This is a genomic window from Pseudomonas sp. GNP014, from assembly GCF_054344005.1.
Genome location: NZ_JBTGUS010000001.1, coordinates 5,639,501 through 5,660,942, shown reverse-complemented (window position 1 = coordinate 5,660,942; position 21,442 = coordinate 5,639,501). Strand labels below are relative to the sequence as shown.

The following is a 21,442-nucleotide window of genomic DNA, read 5'->3' as shown; positions in this document are numbered from 1 at the left end:
CAATTCCTCGAAAAACTTGAAAAAGGCTGTAGTCCCGGAGTCTGTCCCGGGGTGTTTACGATTCGGTGTGGCCGCTGATGCGCTGTCCCCAGGCGCGGGCGGTGGCGCCCAGCTGTTGTTCATCCATACGCGTCAGGCGCCGGTCGTCGAGTAACTGTTTGCCGGCGACCCACAGGTGCTTCACGCAGTCGCGACCGGTGGCATAAATAAGTTGCGAAACCGCGTCGTAGACCGGTTGCTGCGCCAGGCCGGACAGGTCAAAGGCGACAATGTCGGCGGCTTTGCCGATCTCCAGCGAACCGACTTGCGCTTCGATGCCCAGGGCTCGCGCGCCGTTGAGGGTGGCCATGCGCAGTGCGCGATGAGCGTCCAGTGCGGTGGCCGAACCGGCGACGGCTTTGGCCAACAGAGCCGCGGTGCGGGTTTCGCTGAGCAGGTCGAGATCATTGTTGCTCGCTGCACCGTCGGTGCCGATCGCGACATTTACCCCAGCCTGCCACAAACGTTCTACCGGGCAGAAGCCGCTGGCCAGTTTCAGGTTCGATTCCGGGCAGTGGATCACGCTGGTGTTGCTTTCTACCAGCAGCGCCAGGTCGTCATCGCTGATCTGCGTCATGTGCACGGCCTGGAAGCGCGGGCCGAGCAGGCCGAGGCGACCGAGGCGCGCCAGCGGGCGCTCGCCACGCTGCTCGACGGCCTGCTGCACTTCAAAGGCGGTTTCGTGCACGTGCATATGAATCGACGCGTCCAGCTCCTCGGCGATCACGCGGATTTTCTCCAGGTTCTCGTCGCCGACGGTGTAGGGTGCATGAGGGCCGAAGGTGATCCTGATCCGCTCGTGGTGCTTCAGATCGCCGAACAATTCGACGCCCTGACGAATGGCTTCATCGGCGCTGCCAGCGCCCGGGATCGGGAAATCGAGGATCGGAATGGCGATCTGCGCACGAATGCCGCTGTTGTGCACGCGCTCGCTGGCGACCTTCGGGAAGAAATACATGTCAGAGAAACAGGTGATGCCGCCCTTGATCTGCTCGGCGATGGCCAGGTCGGTGCCGTCACGGACGAAATCTTCATCGACCCATTTGGCCTCGGCCGGCCAGATGTGGTTTTCCAGCCAGGTCATCAGCGGCAGATCATCGGCCAGGCCACGGAACAGCGTCATCGCCGCGTGGCCGTGAGCGTTGATCAGGCCCGGAGCGAGCAGCATGTCCGGCAATTCACGGGTTTCAGTGGCGTTACACTTCAGTGCTTCGACGCGTGGGCCGATAAATACGATGCGACCGTCGCGGATCCCCAGGCCATGCTCTTTGAGCACGACGCCAGCGGGTTCGACAGGTACCAGCCAGGTCGGCAGCAATAATAAGTCGAGCGCAATGGCAGGTTTCGGCATCGAGGTCGGTTCCAGTGCTTTTGTAAAGGATGGCGAAGTATACCCGAGCGTCTTCGCGGGGGGATCGCTATAATCGGCGGCTTTTGTTCATGAGTGCGGGGTGAGGGATGCGCGATCGACTGTTGGCTGCGGAGAAAGTAAAGGCCATCGTTTGGCGAGACGGCGCGCTCCACCTGCTGGATCAGCGTGTTTTGCCATTCGAGGAAACCTGGATCGCCTACACCAGTGCCGCGGGCGTGGCTGAAGCCATTCGTTCGATGGTGGTGCGTGGCGCGCCGGCCATCGGCATCAGTGCCGCGTATGGCATCGTCCTCGCGGCCCGTGCCCGCGTGGCCGAAGGTGGCGACTGGTATGCGGCGCTGGAAGAGGATTTCGCCTTGCTGGCCGATTCTCGTCCGACCGCAGTCAATCTGTTCTGGGCGTTGGGTCGCATGCACGATCGGCTGGATCGTCTGAAAGACCATGCTGATCCACTGGCCGCGCTGGAAGCCGAAGCTATCGCCATTCATGAGAGTGACCGCGAAGCCAACCTGACCATGGCGCAGCTCGGCGTCGATCTGATCCGCAAGCACCAGGGCAATGCGCAGGCGATCCTGACCCACTGCAATACCGGCGCACTGGCCACCGGCGGTTTCGGTACGGCGCTGGGGGTGATACGCGCCGCTTATCTGGAAGGCATGGTCGAGCGTGTCTACGCCGACGAAACCCGGCCATGGCTGCAGGGTTCGCGCCTGACCGCCTGGGAACTGGCCAACGAAGGCATCCCGGTCACGTTGAGCGCCGACTCCGCCGCTGCCCACATCATGAAAACCAAAGGCGTGACCTGGGTGATCGTCGGCGCTGACCGGATTACGGCCAACGGTGATGTGGCCAACAAGATCGGCACCTATCAGCTGGCCGTGAACGCCATGCATCACGGCGTGCGTTTCATGGTGGTGGCGCCGAGTTCGACCATCGATATGACTCTGGCCAGTGGCGATGACATTCCGATCGAAGAGCGTGATGGCGCCGAGTTGCTGGAAGTCGGTGGCAAGCGTGTGGGGGCGGACGTCGAGGCGTTCAATCCGGTGTTCGACGTCACCCCGGCGGATCTGATTGATGCAATCGTCACCGAAAAGGGCATCGTCGAGCGTCCAGATACGGCGAAAATGGCCCAGTTGATGTGCCGCAAGCGCCTGCATTGATTGGCTGTGGCGTCTGTAAGGACGCCATCGCTGGCAAGCCAGCTCCCACAGGTTTTGTGCCCGCGGCCGATCCTGTGGGAGCTGGCTTGCCAGCGATGAGGCCCTAAAAGTCAATAAACATTCCCAAACCAAGCCTCAATTCTGCATTCAACGAAGCTCTGAGCTTCTCTGGTCCCCTTTAAGCCTGTCACCGGTCAACTAACTATGCTCCATGCGCATCTGGGGGATAGGTGCGTGGCGGCTCTTGTGATAACATCCGGCGTTTTCCGAGGCAGCTTCACGGAGCTGTCTTCACTGCGCAAATCCGCGATCCAATGTTGATTTGTCGTAAGTCGGTGCATGGCACTCGGCCGGCCCCGACGAGCTTCGTTGCTCCCACATGGATATGACGAAGTTTCACCAGAAAAAGGAATCAGGCTTCTCATGGGCGAACTGGCCAAAGAAATCCTCCCGGTCAATATCGAAGACGAGCTGAAACAGTCCTATCTCGACTACGCGATGAGCGTAATCGTCGGCCGTGCACTGCCGGATGCGCGCGATGGCCTCAAGCCCGTGCACCGTCGCGTACTGTTCGCGATGAGCGAGCTGGGCAACGACTTCAACAAGCCGTACAAGAAATCTGCCCGTGTTGTCGGCGACGTGATCGGTAAGTATCACCCGCACGGTGATACCGCGGTGTACGACACCATCGTTCGTATGGCTCAGCCTTTCTCCCTGCGCTACCTGCTGGTAGACGGTCAGGGCAACTTCGGTTCGGTCGACGGCGATAACGCTGCGGCCATGCGATACACCGAAGTGCGCATGACCAAGCTGGCGCACGAGCTGCTGGCTGACCTGCACAAGGAAACCGTGGACTGGGTGCCGAACTACGACGGCACCGAAATGATCCCGGCGGTCATGCCGACCCGTATCCCCAACCTGCTGGTCAACGGCTCCAGCGGTATCGCCGTGGGTATGGCGACCAACATTCCGCCGCACAACCTCGGTGAAGTCATCGACGGTTGCCTGGCGCTCATCGACAACCCTGAGCTGACCGTCGATGAACTGATGCAATACATCCCCGGTCCGGACTTCCCGACCGCCGCGATCATCAACGGTCGCGCCGGCATCATCGAAGCCTACCGTACCGGTCGTGGCCGTATTTACATGCGCGCCCGCTCGATCATCGAAGACATCGACAAGGTCGGTGGCCGTCAGCAGATCGTCATCACCGAGCTGCCGTACCAGTTGAACAAGGCGCGTCTGATCGAGAAGATCGCCGAGCTGGTCAAAGAGAAGAAGCTCGAAGGCATCACCGAGCTGCGTGACGAGTCCGACAAGGACGGTATGCGCGTCGTGATCGAGCTGCGTCGCGGCGAAGTGCCTGAGGTGATCCTCAACAACCTCTACGCCCAGACCCAGCTGCAATCGGTATTCGGCATCAACATTGTTGCGCTGATCGACGGTCGCCCGCGCATCCTGAACCTCAAGGATCTGCTGGAAGCCTTCGTCCGTCACCGTCGCGAAGTGGTCACCCGCCGTACCGTGTTCGAACTGCGCAAGGCGCGCGAGCGTGGTCACATCCTCGAAGGTCAGGCCGTTGCTCTGTCGAACATCGACCCGGTCATCGCCCTGATCAAGGCTTCGCCGACCCCGTCGGAAGCGAAGGAAGCGCTGGTCAGCACCCCGTGGGAATCCTCGGCGGTGGTGGCGATGGTTGAGCGTGCCGGTGCGGACTCGTGCCGTCCGGAAAACCTCGATCCGCAATACGGTCTGCGCGAAGGCAAATACTTCCTGTCGCCAGAGCAGGCGCAAGCCATTCTCGAACTGCGTCTGCACCGTCTGACCGGTCTGGAACACGAGAAGCTGCTGGCCGAGTATCAAGAGATCCTCAACCAGATCGGCGAGCTGATCCGCATCCTCAACAGCGCCGTGCGCCTGATGGAAGTGATCCGCGAAGAGCTGGAAGTGATCCGCGCCGAATACGGCGACGTGCGTCGCACCGAAATTCTCGATGCCCGTCTCGACCTGACCCTGGGTGACATGATCCCGGAAGAAGAGCGTGTCGTGACCATTTCCCACGGTGGCTACGCCAAGACCCAGCCATTGGCGGCGTACCAGGCTCAGCGTCGTGGCGGTAAAGGCAAATCGGCGACCGGCGTCAAGGATGAGGACTACATCGCTCACCTGCTGGTTGCCAACAGCCACACCACGCTGCTGCTGTTCTCCAGCAAGGGCAAGGTGTACTGGCTCAAGACTTACGAAATTCCGGAAGCATCGCGCGCCGCCCGTGGTCGCCCACTGGTCAACCTGCTGCCGCTGGATGACGGTGAATACATCACCACCATGCTGCCGGTCGAGGAGTACACCGAAGGTCACTACATCTTTATGGCGACCGCCAACGGCACCGTGAAGAAGACCCCGCTGGAATCCTTCAGCCGTCAGCGCAGCGTCGGTCTGATCGCGCTGGAGCTGGATGAAGGCGACGTGCTGATCTCCGCGGCCATCACCGATGGCGAGCGTGAAGTGATGCTGTTCTCCGACGGCGGCAAGGTCACCCGCTTCAAAGAGTCCGACGTCCGTGCGATGGGCCGTACCGCCCGTGGTGTGCGCGGCATGCGTCTGCCAGAAGGGCAGAAGCTGATTTCGATGCTGATTCCGGAAGAAGGCAGCCAGATCCTCACCGCTTCCGAGCGTGGTTATGGCAAGCGCACCGCGATCACCGAGTTCCCTGAGTACAAGCGTGGCGGTCAGGGCGTGATCGCCATGGTCAGCAACGAGCGTAACGGCCGTCTGGTCGGTGCGGTGCAGGTGCTCGACGGCGAAGAAATCATGCTGATTTCCGATCAGGGCACCCTGGTGCGTACCCGTGTCGACGAAGTGTCGAGCCTGGGTCGTAACACGCAAGGTGTGACGCTGATCAAGCTGGCCAAGGATGAAACCCTGGTCGGTCTGGAGCGGGTTCAGGAGCCGTCGGAAGTCGAAGGTGAAGAGCTTGAAGGTGAAGAGGGCGAGGAGTTCGAAGGCAGCGTCGTGAGCGACGATGCTGGCGAAGACCAGCAACTCGACGCCGCAGCAGACGAAGAACCGCAAGAATAAGCGGGCAAACGAGGGGGCGGATGAGAATTCGCCCCCTTGTTATTTGTCCGGTATGAAATATCGACGCCCATGATGAACCCTGTGGGAGCGAGCTTGCTCGCGAAAGCGGAGTAACAGGCGACATTGTTGTTGAATGTCAGTCCGCTTTCGCGAGCAAGCTCGCTCCCACACACGATTGGCGCCGACTGATATGTGATACCACCAAATCAGAGCGAGATTGGATGTGAGCAAGCGAGCCTATAACTTCTGCGCCGGTCCTGCGGCGCTTCCTGAAGCTGTCCTGCAGCGCGCCCAGGGTGAACTCCTTGATTGGCACGGCAAGGGTTTGTCGGTCATGGAAATGAGCCATCGCAGCGATGAGTTCGTGTCCATCGCCACCCAGGCCGAGCAGGATCTGCGTGACCTGCTGAATATCCCGTCGAACTATAAAGTGCTGTTTCTGCAAGGTGGCGCCAGCCAGCAATTCGCGCAGATTCCACTGAACCTGTTGCCTGAAGGCGGCTCTGCCGACTACATCGACACCGGTATCTGGTCGCAGAAAGCCATTGAAGAGGCCTCGCGCTACGGTCACGTCAACGTTGCCGCTACCGCCAAGCCTTACGACTATTTCGCCATCCCGGGCCAGAACGAGTGGAACCTGTCGAAAGACGCCGCTTACGTTCACTACGCGCCGAATGAAACCATCGGCGGTCTGGAGTTTCAGTGGATCCCGGAAACCGGTGACGTGCCGCTGGTGGCTGACATGTCTTCGGACATTCTGTCGCGTCCGGTCGATATCTCGCGTTTCGGCATGATCTACGCCGGCGCGCAGAAGAACATCGGCCCGAGCGGCATCGTCGTCAACATCATCCGCGAAGATCTGCTGGGCAAGGCCCGTTCGCTGTGCCCGACCATGCTCGACTACAAGGTCGCGGCCGATAACGGCTCGATGTACAACACCCCGCCGACCCTGGCATGGTACCTGTCCGGCCTGGTGTTCCAGTGGCTCAAAGAGCAGGGCGGTGTCGAAGCCATCGCCAAACTCAACGACGTCAAGCAGCGCACGCTGTACGATTTCATCGACGCCAGCGGCCTCTACAGCAACCCGATCAACAAGTCCGACCGCTCGTGGATGAACGTGCCGTTCCGTCTGGCTGACGACCGTCTGGACAAGCCGTTCCTGGCCGGTGCCGACGCGCGTGGCCTGCTCAACCTCAAGGGCCACCGCTCCGTGGGCGGCATGCGCGCCTCCATCTACAACGCCGTCGACATCAACGCCGTCAATGCGCTGGTGGCGTACATGGCTGAATTCGAGAAGGAACACGGCTGATGTCCGAGCAAGAACTCAAGGCACTGCGCGTTCGCATCGACGCTCTGGACACCAAGGTCCTCGAGCTGATCAGTGAGCGTGCGCGTTGCGCCCAGGAAGTCGCGCGAGTAAAGATGGCCTCGCTGGCCGAAGGCGAAGTGCCGGTGTTCTATCGTCCCGAGCGTGAAGCTCAGGTGCTCAAGCGGGTGATGGAGCGCAATCAGGGGCCGCTGGGCAACGAAGAGATGGCGCGGTTGTTCCGCGAAATCATGTCCTCGTGCCTGGCGCTGGAGCAACCGCTGAAAGTGGCTTATCTGGGGCCTGAGGGCACTTTCACCCAGGCGGCGGCCATGAAACACTTCGGTCACGCGGTGATCAGCAAGCCGATGGCGGCGATCGACGAAGTGTTCCGAGAGGTGGCAGCAGGTGCGGTGAATTTTGGCGTGGTGCCCGTGGAGAACTCCACCGAGGGCGCGGTCAACCACACGCTGGACAGCTTCCTCGAACACGACATGGTGATCTGCGGCGAAGTCGAGCTGCGCATTCACCATCACTTGTTGGTTGGTGAAAGCACCAAGACCGACAGCATCAGTCGCATCTACTCCCACGCGCAGTCGCTGGCCCAGTGCCGCAAGTGGCTGGACGCGCACTACCCGAATGTCGAGCGCGTGGCGGTGTCCAGCAACGCCGAAGCGGCGAAGCGGGTCAAGGGCGAGTGGAACTCGGCGGCGATTGCCGGCGACATGGCGGCAGGGCTGTATGGTCTGACGCGTCTGGCGGAGAAGATCGAAGACCGTCCGGACAACTCGACGCGCTTCCTGATGATCGGTAACCAGGAAGTGCCACCGACCGGCGACGACAAGACTTCGATCATCGTCTCGATGAGCAACAAGCCCGGCGCGCTCCACGAGCTGCTGGTGCCGTTCCATGACAACGGCATCGACCTGACCCGGATCGAAACCCGTCCGTCGCGCAGCGGCAAATGGACCTACGTGTTCTTCATCGACTTCGTCGGCCACCACCGTGATCCGTTGATCAAGGGTGTGCTGGAAAAGATCAGTCAGGAAGCAGTAGCACTCAAAGTGCTGGGTTCCTACCCGAAAGCAGTTCTCTAAGGGCGGTAGCAAATGAGTGGCAACTTCCTCGCTCTGGCACAGCCGGGCGTGCAACAACTTTCGCCGTATGTTCCGGGCAAGCCTGTGGATGAGCTGGCCCGCGAGCTGGATCTGGATCCGGCGAAAATCGTCAAACTGGCGAGCAACGAAAACCCGCTGGGCGCCAGCCCGAAAGCGCTGGCGGCGATCCGTGAAGAGCTGGCCGAGCTGACCCGTTATCCGGACGGCAACGGTTTTGCACTGAAATCCCTGTTGGCCGAGCAGTGCCGCGTCGAGCTGAGCCAGGTCACTCTGGGTAACGGTTCCAACGACATTCTCGAGCTGGTGGCGCGCGCCTATCTGGCGCCGGGCCTGAACGCAGTGTTCAGTGAGCATGCGTTTGCTGTCTATCCGATTGCGACTCAGGCCGTTGGCGCTCAGGCCAAAGTGGTTCCGGCCAAGGATTGGGGGCATGACCTGCCGGCCATGCTCGCGGCCATCGACGCCAACACCCGCGTGGTATTCATCGCCAACCCGAACAACCCGACCGGTACCTGGTTCGGCGCCGAAGCGCTGGACGAGTTCCTGCAGGATGTGCCGGAGCACGTTCTGGTGGTGCTGGACGAGGCTTACATCGAGTACGCCGAAGGCAGTGATTTGCCGGACGGTCTGGACTTCCTTGCCGCGTATCCGAACCTGCTGGTTTCGCGCACCTTCTCCAAAGCTTACGGTCTGGCGGCACTGCGCGTTGGCTACGGTCTGTCGACTCCGGTGGTCGCTGATGTGCTGAACCGCGTTCGCCAGCCGTTCAACGTCAACAGCCTCGCCCTCGCGGCAGCCTGTGCAGCATTGAAGGACGATGAGTATCTGGCGCAAAGCCGTCAGCTCAACGAGTCGGGCATGCAGCAACTGCAAGCCGGTTTCCGTGAGCTGGGTCTGGGCTGGATCGAATCCAAAGGCAACTTCATCTGCGTTGATCTCGCTCAGGTCGCTGCCCCGGTGTTCCAGGGACTGCTGCGCGAAGGCGTGATCGTGCGTCCAGTGGCCAACTACGGCATGCCGAACCACCTGCGGGTGACCATCGGTCTGCCAGCGGAAAACAGCCGCTTCCTCGAAGCGCTGCGCAAGGTTCTGGCTCGTGGGTGATGTCACTGCACTGCAATCTGCTGCACCTATGATCGGGCGCCTTGTGGTGGTCGGTCTGGGGTTGATCGGTGGTTCGTTTGCCAAAGGCTTGCGTGAAAGCGGCGTGTGTCGCGAAGTGGTCGGGGTCGATCTCGACCCGCAATCGCGCAAGCTGGCGGTCGAGTTGGGGGTGGTGGATCGTTGCGAGGACGATCTGATCGCCGCGTGTCAGGGCGCCGACGTGATTCAGCTGGCGGTGCCGATCCTGGCCATGGAAAAAGTGCTGGCCCGTCTGGCGAGCGTTGATCTGGGCGCGGCGATTCTGACCGATGTCGGCAGTGCCAAGGGCAATGTGGTGCGTGCGGCGACCGAGGCGTTCGGCGGCATGCCGGCGCGTTTCGTGCCGGGGCATCCGATTGCCGGTTCCGAGCAGAGCGGGGTGGAAGCTTCCAACGCTGAACTGTTCCGTCGGCACAAGGTGATCCTGACACCGCTTGAGCAAACCGATCCGGCGGCGCTGGCGGTGGTCGATCGCTTGTGGCGCGAATTGGGCGCAGACGTCGAGCACATGCAGGTCGAGCGTCACGATGAAGTGTTGGCTGCGACCAGTCATCTGCCGCACCTGCTGGCCTTCGGTCTGGTCGATTCGTTAGCCAAGCGCAATGAAAATCTTGAGATCTTCCGTTACGCTGCGGGCGGTTTCCGCGATTTCACAAGAATCGCCGGAAGCGACCCGGTGATGTGGCACGACATCTTCCTTGCCAATCGCGAGGCTGTCCTGCGCACACTCGATACATTTCGCAGCGACCTCGACGCCTTGCGCGACGCGGTCGATGCAGGGGATGGGCACCAATTGTTGGGCGTCTTCACGCGCGCCCGGGTTGCCCGCGAGCATTTCAGTAAAATCCTGGCCCGCAGGGCCTATGTGGACGCTATGAATTCCAACGATCTGATCTTCCTGGCTCAACCTGGTGGCCGCCTTTCCGGTCGGATTCGCGTACCGGGTGACAAATCGATTTCCCACCGCTCGATCATGCTCGGCTCCTTGGCTGAAGGCGTGACTGAAGTGGAAGGTTTCCTCGAGGGCGAAGACGCCCTGGCGACCTTGCAGGCTTTCCGCGATATGGGTGTGGTCATCGAAGGCCCGCACCACGGCCGCGTGACCATTCACGGTGTCGGCCTGCATGGCTTGAAACCGGCGCCGGGCCCGATCTATCTGGGCAACTCCGGTACGTCGATGCGCCTGCTGTCCGGCCTGCTGGCCGCGCAGGACTTCGACAGCACCCTGACCGGCGATGCGTCGCTGTCCAAGCGTCCGATGAATCGCGTGGCCAATCCACTGCGTGAAATGGGCGCCGTGATCGAAACCGCTGCCGAAGGTCGTCCGCCGATGACCATTCGCGGTGGTCACAAGCTCAAGGGGCTGACCTACACCATGCCGATGGCCAGCGCCCAGGTGAAATCCTGCCTGCTGCTCGCCGGCCTGTACGCGGAAGGCAAAACGACCGTTACCGAGCCTGCGCCAACCCGCGATCACACCGAGCGCATGCTGCGTGGTTTCGGTTACCCGGTCAGCGTTGAAGGTGCGACGGCTTCGGTCGAGTCCGGTGGCAAGTTGACTGCGACCCACATTGAAGTGCCGGGTGACATCTCGTCGTCGGCGTTCTTCCTGGTGGCAGCGTCGATCGCCGAAGGTTCGGAGCTGGTGCTAGAGCACGTCGGCATCAACCCGACTCGTACCGGTGTTATCGACATCCTGCGCCTGATGGGTGCGGACATCACTCTGGAAAACCAGCGTGAAGTCGGCGGCGAGCCTGTGGCTGACCTGCGCGTGCGGGCAGCTAAGCTTAAAGGTATCGAGATTCCGGAAGAGTTGGTCCCGTTGGCGATCGACGAATTCCCGGTGCTGTTCGTGGCTGCTGCCTGTGCTGAAGGGCGCACCGTGCTGACCGGCGCTGAAGAGCTGCGGGTCAAGGAATCGGATCGTATTCAAGTGATGGCGGACGGCCTGTTGGCGCTGGGCGTCAAATGCCAGCCGACTCCGGACGGCATCATCATCGACGGCGGCCAGATCGGCGGCGGCGAAGTGCATGGTCACGGCGATCACCGTATCGCAATGGCTTTCAGTGTGGCCTCCCTGCGTGCCACCGCACCGATCCGCATCCATGATTGCGCCAACGTCGCGACGTCGTTCCCCAACTTCCTCGCATTGTGCGGGCAGGTCGGCATTCGTGTGGCACAAGAGGCTCAGTCGTGAAAAACATTGCACCGGTCATCACCATTGATGGGCCAAGCGGCTCGGGCAAAGGCACCGTAGCCGGGATTCTGGCCAAGCGTCTGGGCTGGAACCTGCTGGATTCCGGTGCGCTTTACCGTTTGCTCGCCTTTGCCGCGCATAACCATGGCGTTGATCTGACCAATGAAGAGCTGCTGAAGAAACTCGCCGCTCATCTGGATGTGCAGTTCATTGCGGCGACCGAAGGTCAGTTGCAGCGAATCATTCTGGAAGGTGATGAAGTCAGCGATGTCATTCGCACCGAAAGCGTCGGTTCCGGCGCTTCGCAAGTGGCTGCATTGCCCGCCGTACGCGAGGCGCTGCTGCAGCGCCAGCGTGCTTTCCAGGAAGCGCCGGGCCTGGTGGCCGATGGTCGCGACATGGGCACGGTGGTGTTTCCCGATGCACCGCTGAAGATTTTCCTGACCGCCAGTGCCGAGGAGAGGGCGCGCCGTCGATATTTGCAGTTGAAGGGCAAAGTCGAGGGTGTTAGTCTGTCGAGTCTGCTAGATGAGATCCGTGCACGCGACGAGCGTGATACCCAGCGCGCAGTGGCCCCGCTCAAACCGGCGGCCGACGCGATACAGCTGGATTCCACGGAGTTGTCCATCGATCAGGTGCTTGAACGCATCATGAGCGAGATCGCCATTCGCGATATCGCCGGGTGACCAAGAAGGTTGCAGGGGACCAGTCATAGTCCTGCGGCGCTTCTTCTATATGAAACTAACCCACACCGTCTGGGGTGTGGAGATGGGCGTATCCTTCGCCCTCATTTACAGGAATTAAAATGAGCGAAAGCTTTGCGGAACTCTTTGAAGAAAGCCTAAAAACCCTGAACCTTCAGGCAGGCTCCATCATCACCGGTGTTATCGTTGATATCGATTACCAAGCTCGCTGGGTAACCGTTCACGCTGGCCTGAAGTCTGAAGCACTCATCCCGCTTGAGCAGTTCTACAACGACGCTGGCGATCTGACTATCAATGTCGGTGACGAAGTTCACGTTGCGCTGGACTCGGTTGAAGACGGTTTCGGTGAAACCAAGCTGTCCCGTGAAAAAGCCAAGCGCGCTGAATGCTGGATCGTTCTGGAAGCAGCCTTCGCAGCTGAGGAAGTGGTCAAGGGCGTTATCAACGGTAAGGTTAAAGGCGGCTTCACTGTCGACGTTAACGGCATCCGTGCGTTCCTGCCAGGTTCCCTGGTTGACGTCCGTCCAGTGCGCGACACCACGCACCTGGAAGGCAAAGAGCTGGAATTCAAGGTCATCAAGCTGGACCAGAAGCGCAACAACGTTGTCGTTTCCCGTCGCAGCGTCCTGGAAGCCGAGAACTCCGCCGAGCGTGAAGCTCTGCTGGAATCCCTGCAGGAAGGCCAGCAAGTCAAAGGTATCGTCAAAAACCTCACCGATTACGGCGCATTCGTCGATCTGGGTGGCGTGGACGGCCTGCTGCACATCACCGACATGGCCTGGAAGCGCATCAAGCATCCTTCCGAGATCGTCAACGTTGGTGACGAAATCGACGTTAAGGTTCTGAAATACGATCGCGAACGCAACCGTGTTTCCCTGGGCCTGAAGCAACTGGGCGAAGATCCATGGGTTGCTATCAAAGCCCGTTACCCAGAAAGCACTCGCGTTACCGCTCGTGTAACCAACCTGACTGACTACGGCTGCTTCGCTGAGCTGGAAGAAGGCGTTGAAGGTCTGGTACACGTTTCGGAAATGGACTGGACCAACAAAAACATCCACCCTTCGAAAGTCGTACAAGTCGGCGACGAAGTGGAAGTCATGGTTCTGGACATCGACGAAGAGCGTCGTCGTATCTCCCTGGGCATCAAGCAGTGCAAGTCGAACCCGTGGGAAGACTTCTCTGGCCAGTTCAACAAGGGCGACAAGATCTCCGGCACCATCAAGTCGATCACCGATTTCGGTATCTTCATTGGTCTGGACGGCGGCATCGACGGTCTGGTTCACCTGTCCGACATCTCCTGGAACGAAGTGGGCGAAGAAGCCGTACGTCGTTTCAAGAAGGGCGACGAGCTGGACACCGTTATCCTGTCGGTTGACCCAGAGCGCGAGCGCATCTCCCTGGGCATCAAGCAACTGGAAAGCGATCCGTTCTCCGAGTACGTCTCGGTTAACGACAAAGGCGCAATCGTTACTGGCACCGTGAAAGAAGTTGACGCCAAAGGCGCCATCATCGTTCTGGCCGACGATATCGAAGCGACTCTGAAAGCCTCCGAAATCAGCCGTGACCGCGTTGAAGACGCGCGCAACGTTCTGAAAGAAGGCCAGCAAGTAGAAGCCAAGATCATCAGCGTTGATCGTAAGAGCCGTGTAATTCAGCTGTCGATCAAATCGAAAGACGATGCTGAAGAGAAAGAAGCTATCCAGAGCCTGAACTCCGTTCAGGAAGCTCCAGCCGATACCACTATGGCTGCTCTGCTGAAGCAAGCAATGGCCAAACAGAACTAAGTTCTGCTTGATCATGAAAAAGGGCGACTTCGGTCGCCCTTTTTTGTGCCTGCGATTTACCGATTTTTGCTGTCCTTTTTTATGAGTGTGCTTGTAGGTGAAACCAAATCATTTCCCTGATGGTCTGTTTCTTTAATCGGATCAATCGCCTATTCACGACTAAGCTAGTTCTTAAGCGTGTAGTCGTCGGGCTTCGCCTGGCATAAGGAAGTGAATGAACAAGTTTATCGTCCTCTTGGCTGCTGTGGTTCTAGCGGGCTGTACCACCAGCGCCAAGACCCATGCGGTGCGAGGTGTCAGTGGCATAGAGATAGACTGCTCCGGATTGGGCTCTGGCTGGGACAAGTGTCAGCGGCGTGCGGCGAAGGAGTGCAAGGGGGCTGGATACAAGGTGATCACGCGATCTGACGATGCCAGGGATGAGGAGGAGTTTCCTTTTGGCTTCAACCCGGCAGGCTACGTCACCCGCACGATGCTGGTGATATGCCGGTAGAGCGTGTTTGCGGGTTTGATGCCCTGAAAACGGGCGTTTCGGCGCCGAGGAAGATATGTCAATCCCTGGGCTGTTCAAAATCTTCCGGGCGTGCTAAAACCTTTCAAGCGCTGATCTAGCTGCTTGAAAAAGAAGGGAAAAATATGACGAAGTCGGAGTTGATCGAACGAATTGTCACCCATCAAGGGCTACTCTCATCCAAGGATGTGGAGCTGGCCATCAAGACCATGCTTGAACAAATGTCCCAATGTCTGGCGACCGGTGATCGTATCGAGATCCGTGGGTTTGGCAGCTTCTCATTGCACTATCGTGCCCCGCGCGTAGGCCGCAATCCAAAAACCGGCCAGTCGGTCAGCCTTGACGGCAAATTCGTTCCGCATTTCAAGCCAGGTAAAGAGCTGCGTGATCGGGTGAACGAAGAGGAGGACGAGATTTGACCGTCGCGACCCTGCAGGGAGTTTTTCATGCGTAATCTCAAGCGCATGCTTCTTGGCGCATTCATTCTTTTGCTGGTGTTGGTTGTTCTGGCATTCGTTCTGGAAAACCAGCAATCGATCTCGCTGATATTCCTCGGCTGGTCGGCTCCACAACTTCCGGCATCGCTTGTAATGGTTTTGGCGTTGCTTGTCGGTATGTTGATTGGTCCAATACTCGCCTGGTTTCTGGGGCGTTCGTCCAGAGCCTCGCGCAAGCGTCTGGTCTGAAATGGCAGCGGCGGGGCATCTGTCGAAATTGCGCTCTGGTCCATCTATATCCATTAGTAAATCGTTCATTAAGCTGTAAAATGCCGCCCTTATTCGATAGCGGCCTGTTTGCGCGTCGTCAAAGGCTGGCTTCGGCAGACGCCTTTCGATGTAATGACAGTTGCGATCATGGACCGGACAGCGCTCGATTGGCGGTACTGTCAGCAACTCAAGGGTATGGTTTCGCGTGAAAATTCTAGTGACCGGCGGCGCCGGGTTTATTGGCTCGGCAGTTATTCGTCATATTATTTCCAATACAACCGACTCCGTAGTGAACGTCGACAAGCTGACGTATGCCGGTAATCTTGAATCGCTGGCGCAAGTCAGTCAGGACGAACGTTATGTTTTCGAGCGAGTGGATATCTGCGATCGCCAGCAGATAGACCGTGTGCTGCAAGCGCATCAGCCGGATGCGATCATGCACCTGGCGGCAGAGTCCCATGTCGACCGTTCGATTTCCGGGCCCTCCGAATTCATTCAGACCAACATCATTGGTACGTACACCTTGCTGGAGGCAGCACGCCACTATTGGCTGGCCCAGGACGATGTGCGCAAGGCCGCTTTTCGCTTCCACCATATCTCGACGGATGAGGTGTACGGCGACCTTGAAGGGCCTGAAGACCTGTTCACCGAAGAGACACCCTATCAACCGAGTTCGCCATATTCGGCCAGCAAGGCCAGTTCCGATCACCTGGTGCGTGCGTGGGCCAGAACCTACGGCCTTCCGACCCTGGTCACCAATTGCTCGAACAACTACGGTCCGTGTCACTTTCCCGAGAAGCTCATTCCGCTGATTATCCTCAATGCGCTGGAAGGCAAACCCTTGCCGGTGTATGGCAAAGGTGACCAGGTACGTGACTGGCTTTATGTCGAGGATCATGCCCGCGCGCTTTATAAAGTCGTGACCGAAGGTGTGGTCGGCCAGACTTACAACATTGGCGGCCATAACGAAAAGCAGAATATTGAAGTAGTGCACACGCTGTGTGCGTTGCTCGATGAGTTGCGCCCCGATTCGGCCTATTGCCCGCACGCCAGTCTGATCACTTATGTGCAGGATCGACCTGGCCACGACCAGCGTTATGCAATCGATGCCAGCAAGATCCAGCGTGAGCTGGGCTGGACGCCAGAGGAAACCTTTGAGACCGGGATCCGTAAAACGGTCGAATGGTATTTGAGCAATGCTGATTGGGTTGCACATGTGAAGAGCGGCGCCTACCAGCAATGGATCGATCAGAATTATGCGGATCGTTCGAGCCAGTGATGAAAATTCTGCTGCTGGGCAAAAGCGGGCAAGTCGGGTGGGAGCTTCAGCGCTCGCTCGCTCCGCTCGGCCAGTTGATTGCCCTTGATCGTCACGGCGCAGATGGCCTTTGCGCAGATCTCTGCGACCTCGTCGGGCTGCGCGCCACGATTCGCACGCTTCGTCCCGATGTCATTGTCAACGCTGCTGCATACACCGCCGTCGACAAGGCTGAGGTCGAGACGCAACTGGCCGATTGTGTGAACGCTCAGGCCAGTCAGGTCATGGCTGAAGAGGCGGCGGCCTTGGGGGCATGGCTGATTCACTATTCGACCGACTATGTATTCAACGGCCAGGGAACCACGCCCTGGGTGGAAACAGATGCCGTCGATCCGCTGAATCATTACGGCGCGAGCAAAATGGCTGGTGAAAACGCCATTATTGCCTCGGGCTGCAAACATCTGATTTTTCGAACCAGCTGGGTTTACGGCGCCCGGGGCAGCAACTTTGCCAAAACCATGATGCGCCTGGCCAAAGAGCGCGAAACCCTGAAGGTCATTTGCGACCAGATTGGTGCGCCAACGGGGGCGGATCTGATTGCCGATGTCACCGCTCTGGCGATTCAGCGCGTCAAGCTGGATCCGCAGTTGTCCGGCGTGTACCACCTGGTGGCCGGCGGGGAAGTGTCCTGGCATGGTTATGCGTCCTTTGTGATTGACTTTGCCCGTACCTGCGGCGAAGCGTTCGCGGTCACTGCGATCGACCCGATTCCCACCAGCGCCTATCCGACGCCGGCGTGCCGTCCCTTGAATTCTCGTTTGAATACACGGAAGTTGTGTGACGCCTTTTCTCTACACTTGCCGGACTGGCAAAGTGGTGTAACCCGAATGCTCAGGGAAATTCTGAATAAATGATCAAGACTAACCGTAAAGGCATCATTCTGGCCGGCGGCTCGGGGACTCGTTTGCACCCGGTCACCCTGGGCGTGTCCAAGCAGCTGCTGCCCATCTACGATAAACCGATGATTTTTTACCCGCTGTCGGTACTGATGCTGGCAGGCATGCGTGAAATCCTGATCATTTCCACCCCGGAGGACTTGCCGAATTTCCGCAAGTTGCTGGGTGATGGCAGCCTGTACGGGATCGAGTTGAGTTATGCCGAACAGCCAAGTCCCGACGGGCTTGCGCAAGCCTTCATCATTGGTGAAGAGTTCATTGGCGACGACCCTTGCTGCCTGATTCTCGGCGACAATATTTTCTACGGACAATATTTCACCGAGAACCTGCGCTCCGCCAATGCCCAGCCTTCGGGGGCAACGGTCTTCGGTTATCACGTTTCCGATCCGGAGCGTTTCGGGGTGGTGGAGTTCGATGCCAACGGCAGCGCGCTGAGCATTGAAGAGAAGCCGCAAAAACCGAAATCCAATTACGCGGTCACCGGCCTGTATTTTTACGATAACCAGGTCGTGGAAATCGCTAAAAACATCAAGCCTTCAGAGCGTGGCGAGCTGGAAATCACCGACATCAACCGCGCTTATCTGGAACAAAAGACGCTCAACGTCGAAATGTTGGGTCGCGGTTTCGCCTGGCTGGATACCGGTACACACGACTCGCTGCTTGAAGCCGGTCACTTCGTGCATACCATCGAGCATCGCCAGGGCTTGAAGGTCGCTTGCCTGGAAGAAATTGCGTATCACAACGGCTGGATTACCGCTGAGCAGGTCGATGCCCAGGCGCAGCGCCTGAAGAAAACCGGTTATGGTCAATATTTGCAGAAGTTGCTGGATCAGCCGTCGCATTGATGGCCGTTTTGCCCTTGGCGTCGGTCTGTTGCATTCAATTGTCGAGTTATTAATAGCGGGCAGCCGCTGTAGAATGGCCGACAGTATCGGGCAATGTATTCGACGCTTGTAAAGGTGCGAGTGTCATGGGTTCCGTCGCCTTGAAGTGGGCAGACGGGGCAAGGGTCCTTCACCTGATTCGGTGCAGGAACGACTAGAAACATAACTGAGCCTGCTTTCCTGAAGATCACCGCAGGAAAGGGGATTAAGGACTTAGAGCATGGAACTGATTCCCGTAATTTTGTCTGGCGGAGTGGGCAGCCGGTTGTGGCCTGTTTCCCGTGAAGCCCATCCCAAGCCTTTCATGGATTTGCCGGATGGCCAGAATCTGATCCAGAAGACGTTCCTGCGTGCTTCACGTCTTGAAGGTGTCGTGGAAGTCCTTACGGTGACCAACCGTGAGTTGCTGTTCAAGACTGAAGACGAGTACGGGGTGGTCAATACCGCCAAGCATGCGCAAGGGTTCATCCTCGAACCGTTCGGGCGCAACACTGCGGCGGCAGTAGCGGCGGCAGCATTGCAACTGGACGCCACTCATGGCCCCGACGCCCATATGCTGGTGCTGGCAGCCGATCACCTGATCAAGGACGAAAAGGCCTTCGCCGCCGCAGTTGCCAGCGCGGTTGCGCTGGCAGGTGAAGGCTGGCTTGTCACTTTCGGTATTCAGCCGACGTATCCTGAAACGGGCTTTGGCTACATCGAAGCGCAAAAGGATGCCCCGCTCAACGGTGGTTTGAAGGTCGCGCGGTTTGTCGAAAAGCCGGATCTGGAAACCGCACAGGCCTACGTAGGTGCTGGCAACTACTTCTGGAACTCGGGCATGTTCTGCTTCCGTGTCGGCACCGTTCTGGAAGAGCTGCGTCTGCATGCGCCCGACGTCGTCGAGGCTGTTGCCAAAACCATCGAGGTGTCGCGTCTGACCTCGTCCAGCAAATACCGTTGCCTGGCTCTGGATAGCGAAAGCTTCGCCCAGGTGCCGGATATCTCCATCGACTATGCGCTGATGGAGCGCTCGGACAAGGTCGCGACCATTCCTTGCGATATCGGCTGGAGTGACATCGGTTCCTGGAACGCCGTAAGCGAATTGACTGCGCCAGACGAAAACGGCAACCGCTTCGAAGGTGAAGTGCTGTCTCACGGTTCGCGCAACAACTATGTGAACAGTGAGGGGCGTCTGACAGCTCTGGTCGGTGTGGAAGACCTGTTGGTCATCGACACCCCGGATGCGGTGATGATCGCCCACAAGGACCATGCCCAGGATGTGAAGCACATCGTCAACCAGCTCAAGGCCTGCAGCCATACGGTGCATTTGCTGCATCGCACGGTCCACCGTCCATGGGGTACCTACACCACCCTGGAAAATGGCGAGCGCTTCAAGATCAAGCGTATCGTCGTGAAACCGAAGGCTTCGCTCTCATTGCAGATGCATCACCATCGCAGTGAGCACTGGATTGTTGTCAGCGGGATGGCCGTGGTGGTCAACGACCAGCAGGAACTGATGCTCAACACCAACGAATCGACGTTCATTCGTGCCGGACACCAGCATCGCCTGATGAACCCGGGCGTCATTGACCTCGTCCTCATTGAAGTGCAAAGCGGCGATTATCTGGGTGAAGACGATATCGTGCGTTTTGAAGACAACTACGGCCGCGTTGACAAGTAACCGCGTGCTGCCAGTCATAAGCCTGGTCGGTGATTGTTTTGCCGATCAGGCTTATTTGCATGTGCCCACCTGCGACTTCAATCCCTATAGATGACACACAGCCGTGGCGCTCCCCATCCGCCGTCTCGGACTACCAGGCAAGAGATCAAAATGCATACCCCGATCAAAACCCGATGCTTCAAGGCTTATGACATCCGTGGCGAAGTGCCGTCCGACCTGAACGAGGATGTCGCTTATCGAATTGGCCGTGCAATGGTCGTTGAGCTGCAAGGTAAAAGCATTGTGCTGGGGCGAGACATGCGCCTGGAAAGCCCGATGCTCGCCGAGGCGATGACCCGGGGTTTGATGGAGGCGGGCGCGGATGTCATAGATATCGGACTGTGCGGTACCGAAGAGGTCTATTTTGCCACCAGTGCATTCGGTGCCGACGGCGGGGTGATGATCACCGCCAGCCACAATCCAAAAGGCTACAACGGGATGAAGCTGGTCAAGTCGCAGTCGCGACCGATCAGTGGCGACACAGGCCTCAATGCGATTCGTGACCGGGTGGAAAGCGGCGATCTCGGTGCGCTGGCGGACAAGGCTGGTGAAGTTCGGCATGAGCTCGATAAGAGCCGCTACATCGATCACTTGCTCACCTATATCAACGTCGCAGAGCTCAAGCCGCTGAAAGTGCTGGCCGATCCGGGCAATGGCGCGGCCGGTCCGGTGTTGCAGGCCCTGATCGACAAGCTGCCGTTCGAATGGGTAGTGATCAATGCCGAGCCAGATGGCCATTTTCCCAACGGCGTACCCAATCCGCTGCTGCCGGAAAATCGCGAGCTGACCCGCCAGGCGCTGCTCGACAATGGCTGTGATGTCGGGCTGGCATGGGACGGCGATTTCGACCGCTGCTTCTTTTTCGATGAAACCGGCCGGTTTATCGAAGGCTATTATCTGGTCGGGTTGCTGGCAGAAATGCTGCTCAAGCAACACCCTGAAAGCAAAATCATTCATGACCCGCGCCTGACCTGGAATACCATTGATCAGGTCGAGCAGGCCGGTGGTGTGCCGGTGTTGTGCAAGACCGGGCATGCCTTCATCAAAGAGCGCATGCGTCTTGAAGATGCCATTTATGGTGGCGAAATGAGCGCTCACCACTATTTCCGCGATTTCGCCTACTGCGACAGCGGGATGATTCCCTGGTTGCTCGTGACGGCCCTGATGTCCACCACGGGCAAGACCCTGGCGCAACTGGTCGACGAGCGCATTGCTGCCTATCCGTGCACCGGCGAGATCAACTATCGCGTCGAGGATGTACCGGCGATGCTGCAGAAGGTTCTGGCGCATTATTTGCCGCAGAATCCTGAGATCGACAGAACCGACGGCATCAGCGTTTCCTTTGCCGACTGGCGTTTCAACCTGCGCGGCTCCAACACCGAACCGCTGTTACGGCTCAATGTCGAAGCCAGAGGCGATCAGGCGTTGATGTGGGCGCGTTTGAAAGAGATCGAGCTGTTGATCAAGGGCGCTTGAGTCTTCGTTTCTTTGGTATTCGACGGCGCCCGAGTCTCGATGAG

General features: G+C 58.7%; 17 protein-coding genes. 16 read left to right on the top strand and 1 reads right to left on the bottom strand.

From position 1 onward, the window contains the following. Positions 1-55 precede the first annotated feature (55 nt). Entirely contained in the window at positions 56-1,390 is a 1,335-nt protein-coding gene (locus ACXX9E_RS25395) for a TRZ/ATZ family hydrolase (protein ID WP_457237058.1), read from the bottom strand. A 107-nt stretch (positions 1,391-1,497) separates the two neighbouring features. Between ACXX9E_RS25395 and mtnA the strand changes: the two genes are divergently transcribed. The 16 genes from mtnA (at position 1,498) to ACXX9E_RS25315 (ending at position 21,398) form a co-directional block, all read left to right on the top strand. After that, positions 1,498-2,574: an S-methyl-5-thioribose-1-phosphate isomerase gene (gene mtnA, locus ACXX9E_RS25390; RefSeq protein ID WP_458556387.1), complete on the top strand. Its 1,077-nt coding sequence runs from the start codon at positions 1,498-1,500 to the stop codon at positions 2,572-2,574. 423 nt (positions 2,575-2,997) lie between these two features. After that, a complete protein-coding gene (gene gyrA, locus ACXX9E_RS25385; RefSeq protein ID WP_123466661.1) occupies positions 2,998-5,652 on the top strand; it encodes a DNA gyrase subunit A in 2,655 nt (884 codons plus the stop codon). Between the two features lie 223 nt (positions 5,653-5,875). Next, positions 5,876-6,961: a 3-phosphoserine/phosphohydroxythreonine transaminase gene (gene serC / locus ACXX9E_RS25380; RefSeq protein ID WP_115989182.1), complete on the top strand. Its 1,086-nt coding sequence runs from the start codon at positions 5,876-5,878 to the stop codon at positions 6,959-6,961. Next, positions 6,961-8,055: a prephenate dehydratase gene (gene pheA, locus ACXX9E_RS25375; protein ID WP_458556386.1), complete on the top strand. Its 1,095-nt coding sequence runs from the start codon at positions 6,961-6,963 to the stop codon at positions 8,053-8,055. Before serC ends, pheA begins: the two co-directional genes overlap by 1 nt. A 12-nt stretch (positions 8,056-8,067) precedes the next feature. Beyond that, positions 8,068-9,180 carry a histidinol-phosphate transaminase gene (gene hisC / locus ACXX9E_RS25370; RefSeq protein ID WP_128614695.1) on the top strand — a complete coding sequence of 371 codons (1,113 nt, stop codon included), beginning with the start codon at positions 8,068-8,070 and terminating at the stop codon, positions 9,178-9,180. A gap of 28 nt (positions 9,181-9,208) precedes the next feature. Next, a complete protein-coding gene (locus tag ACXX9E_RS25365; RefSeq protein WP_264082482.1) occupies positions 9,209-11,416 on the top strand; it encodes a bifunctional prephenate dehydrogenase/3-phosphoshikimate 1-carboxyvinyltransferase in 2,208 nt (735 codons plus the stop codon). Next, positions 11,413-12,102, top strand: a complete 690-nt coding sequence (gene cmk, locus ACXX9E_RS25360) for a (d)CMP kinase (RefSeq protein ID WP_064391442.1) — start codon at positions 11,413-11,415, stop codon at positions 12,100-12,102. The genes ACXX9E_RS25365 and cmk overlap by 4 nt, the downstream gene beginning before the upstream one ends. 119 nt (positions 12,103-12,221) lie before the next feature. Then, the gene (rpsA, locus tag ACXX9E_RS25355; protein ID WP_025113090.1) at positions 12,222-13,904 is read left to right on the top strand and encodes a 30S ribosomal protein S1; all 1,683 of its coding nucleotides are present in this window, start codon (positions 12,222-12,224) and stop codon (positions 13,902-13,904) included. 214 nt (positions 13,905-14,118) lie between these two features. Next, positions 14,119-14,397 (top strand): hypothetical protein, encoded by a 279-nt coding sequence (locus ACXX9E_RS25350; protein ID WP_123466655.1) that lies wholly within the window; start codon positions 14,119-14,121, stop codon positions 14,395-14,397. Positions 14,398-14,540: 143 nt separating this feature from the next. Continuing rightward, on the top strand, positions 14,541-14,834 hold the full coding sequence (gene ihfB / locus ACXX9E_RS25345; protein ID WP_119429682.1) for an integration host factor subunit beta: 294 nt from the start codon (positions 14,541-14,543) through the stop codon (positions 14,832-14,834). A 27-nt stretch (positions 14,835-14,861) separates the two neighbouring features. Then, positions 14,862-15,101, top strand: a complete 240-nt coding sequence (locus ACXX9E_RS25340) for a LapA family protein (protein ID WP_123466653.1) — start codon at positions 14,862-14,864, stop codon at positions 15,099-15,101. A 226-nt stretch (positions 15,102-15,327) separates the two neighbouring features. Then, positions 15,328-16,401 carry a dTDP-glucose 4,6-dehydratase gene (gene rfbB, locus ACXX9E_RS25335; RefSeq protein WP_186744875.1) on the top strand — a complete coding sequence of 358 codons (1,074 nt, stop codon included), beginning with the start codon at positions 15,328-15,330 and terminating at the stop codon, positions 16,399-16,401. Continuing rightward, entirely contained in the window at positions 16,401-17,294 is an 894-nt protein-coding gene (gene rfbD / locus ACXX9E_RS25330) for a dTDP-4-dehydrorhamnose reductase (protein ID WP_123466649.1), read from the top strand. The genes rfbB and rfbD overlap by 1 nt, the downstream gene beginning before the upstream one ends. After that, positions 17,291-18,181, top strand: coding sequence for a glucose-1-phosphate thymidylyltransferase RfbA (rfbA, locus tag ACXX9E_RS25325; RefSeq protein ID WP_123466647.1), 891 nt, complete (start codon positions 17,291-17,293; stop codon positions 18,179-18,181). Before rfbD ends, rfbA begins: the two co-directional genes overlap by 4 nt. Positions 18,182-18,440: 259 nt before the next feature. Further along, positions 18,441-19,883, top strand: coding sequence for a mannose-1-phosphate guanylyltransferase/mannose-6-phosphate isomerase (locus tag ACXX9E_RS25320; RefSeq protein WP_458556385.1), 1,443 nt, complete (start codon positions 18,441-18,443; stop codon positions 19,881-19,883). A gap of 150 nt (positions 19,884-20,033) precedes the next feature. Next, positions 20,034-21,398 (top strand): phosphohexomutase domain-containing protein, encoded by a 1,365-nt coding sequence (locus tag ACXX9E_RS25315; RefSeq protein ID WP_458556384.1) that lies wholly within the window; start codon positions 20,034-20,036, stop codon positions 21,396-21,398. Positions 21,399-21,442 lie beyond the last annotated feature (44 nt).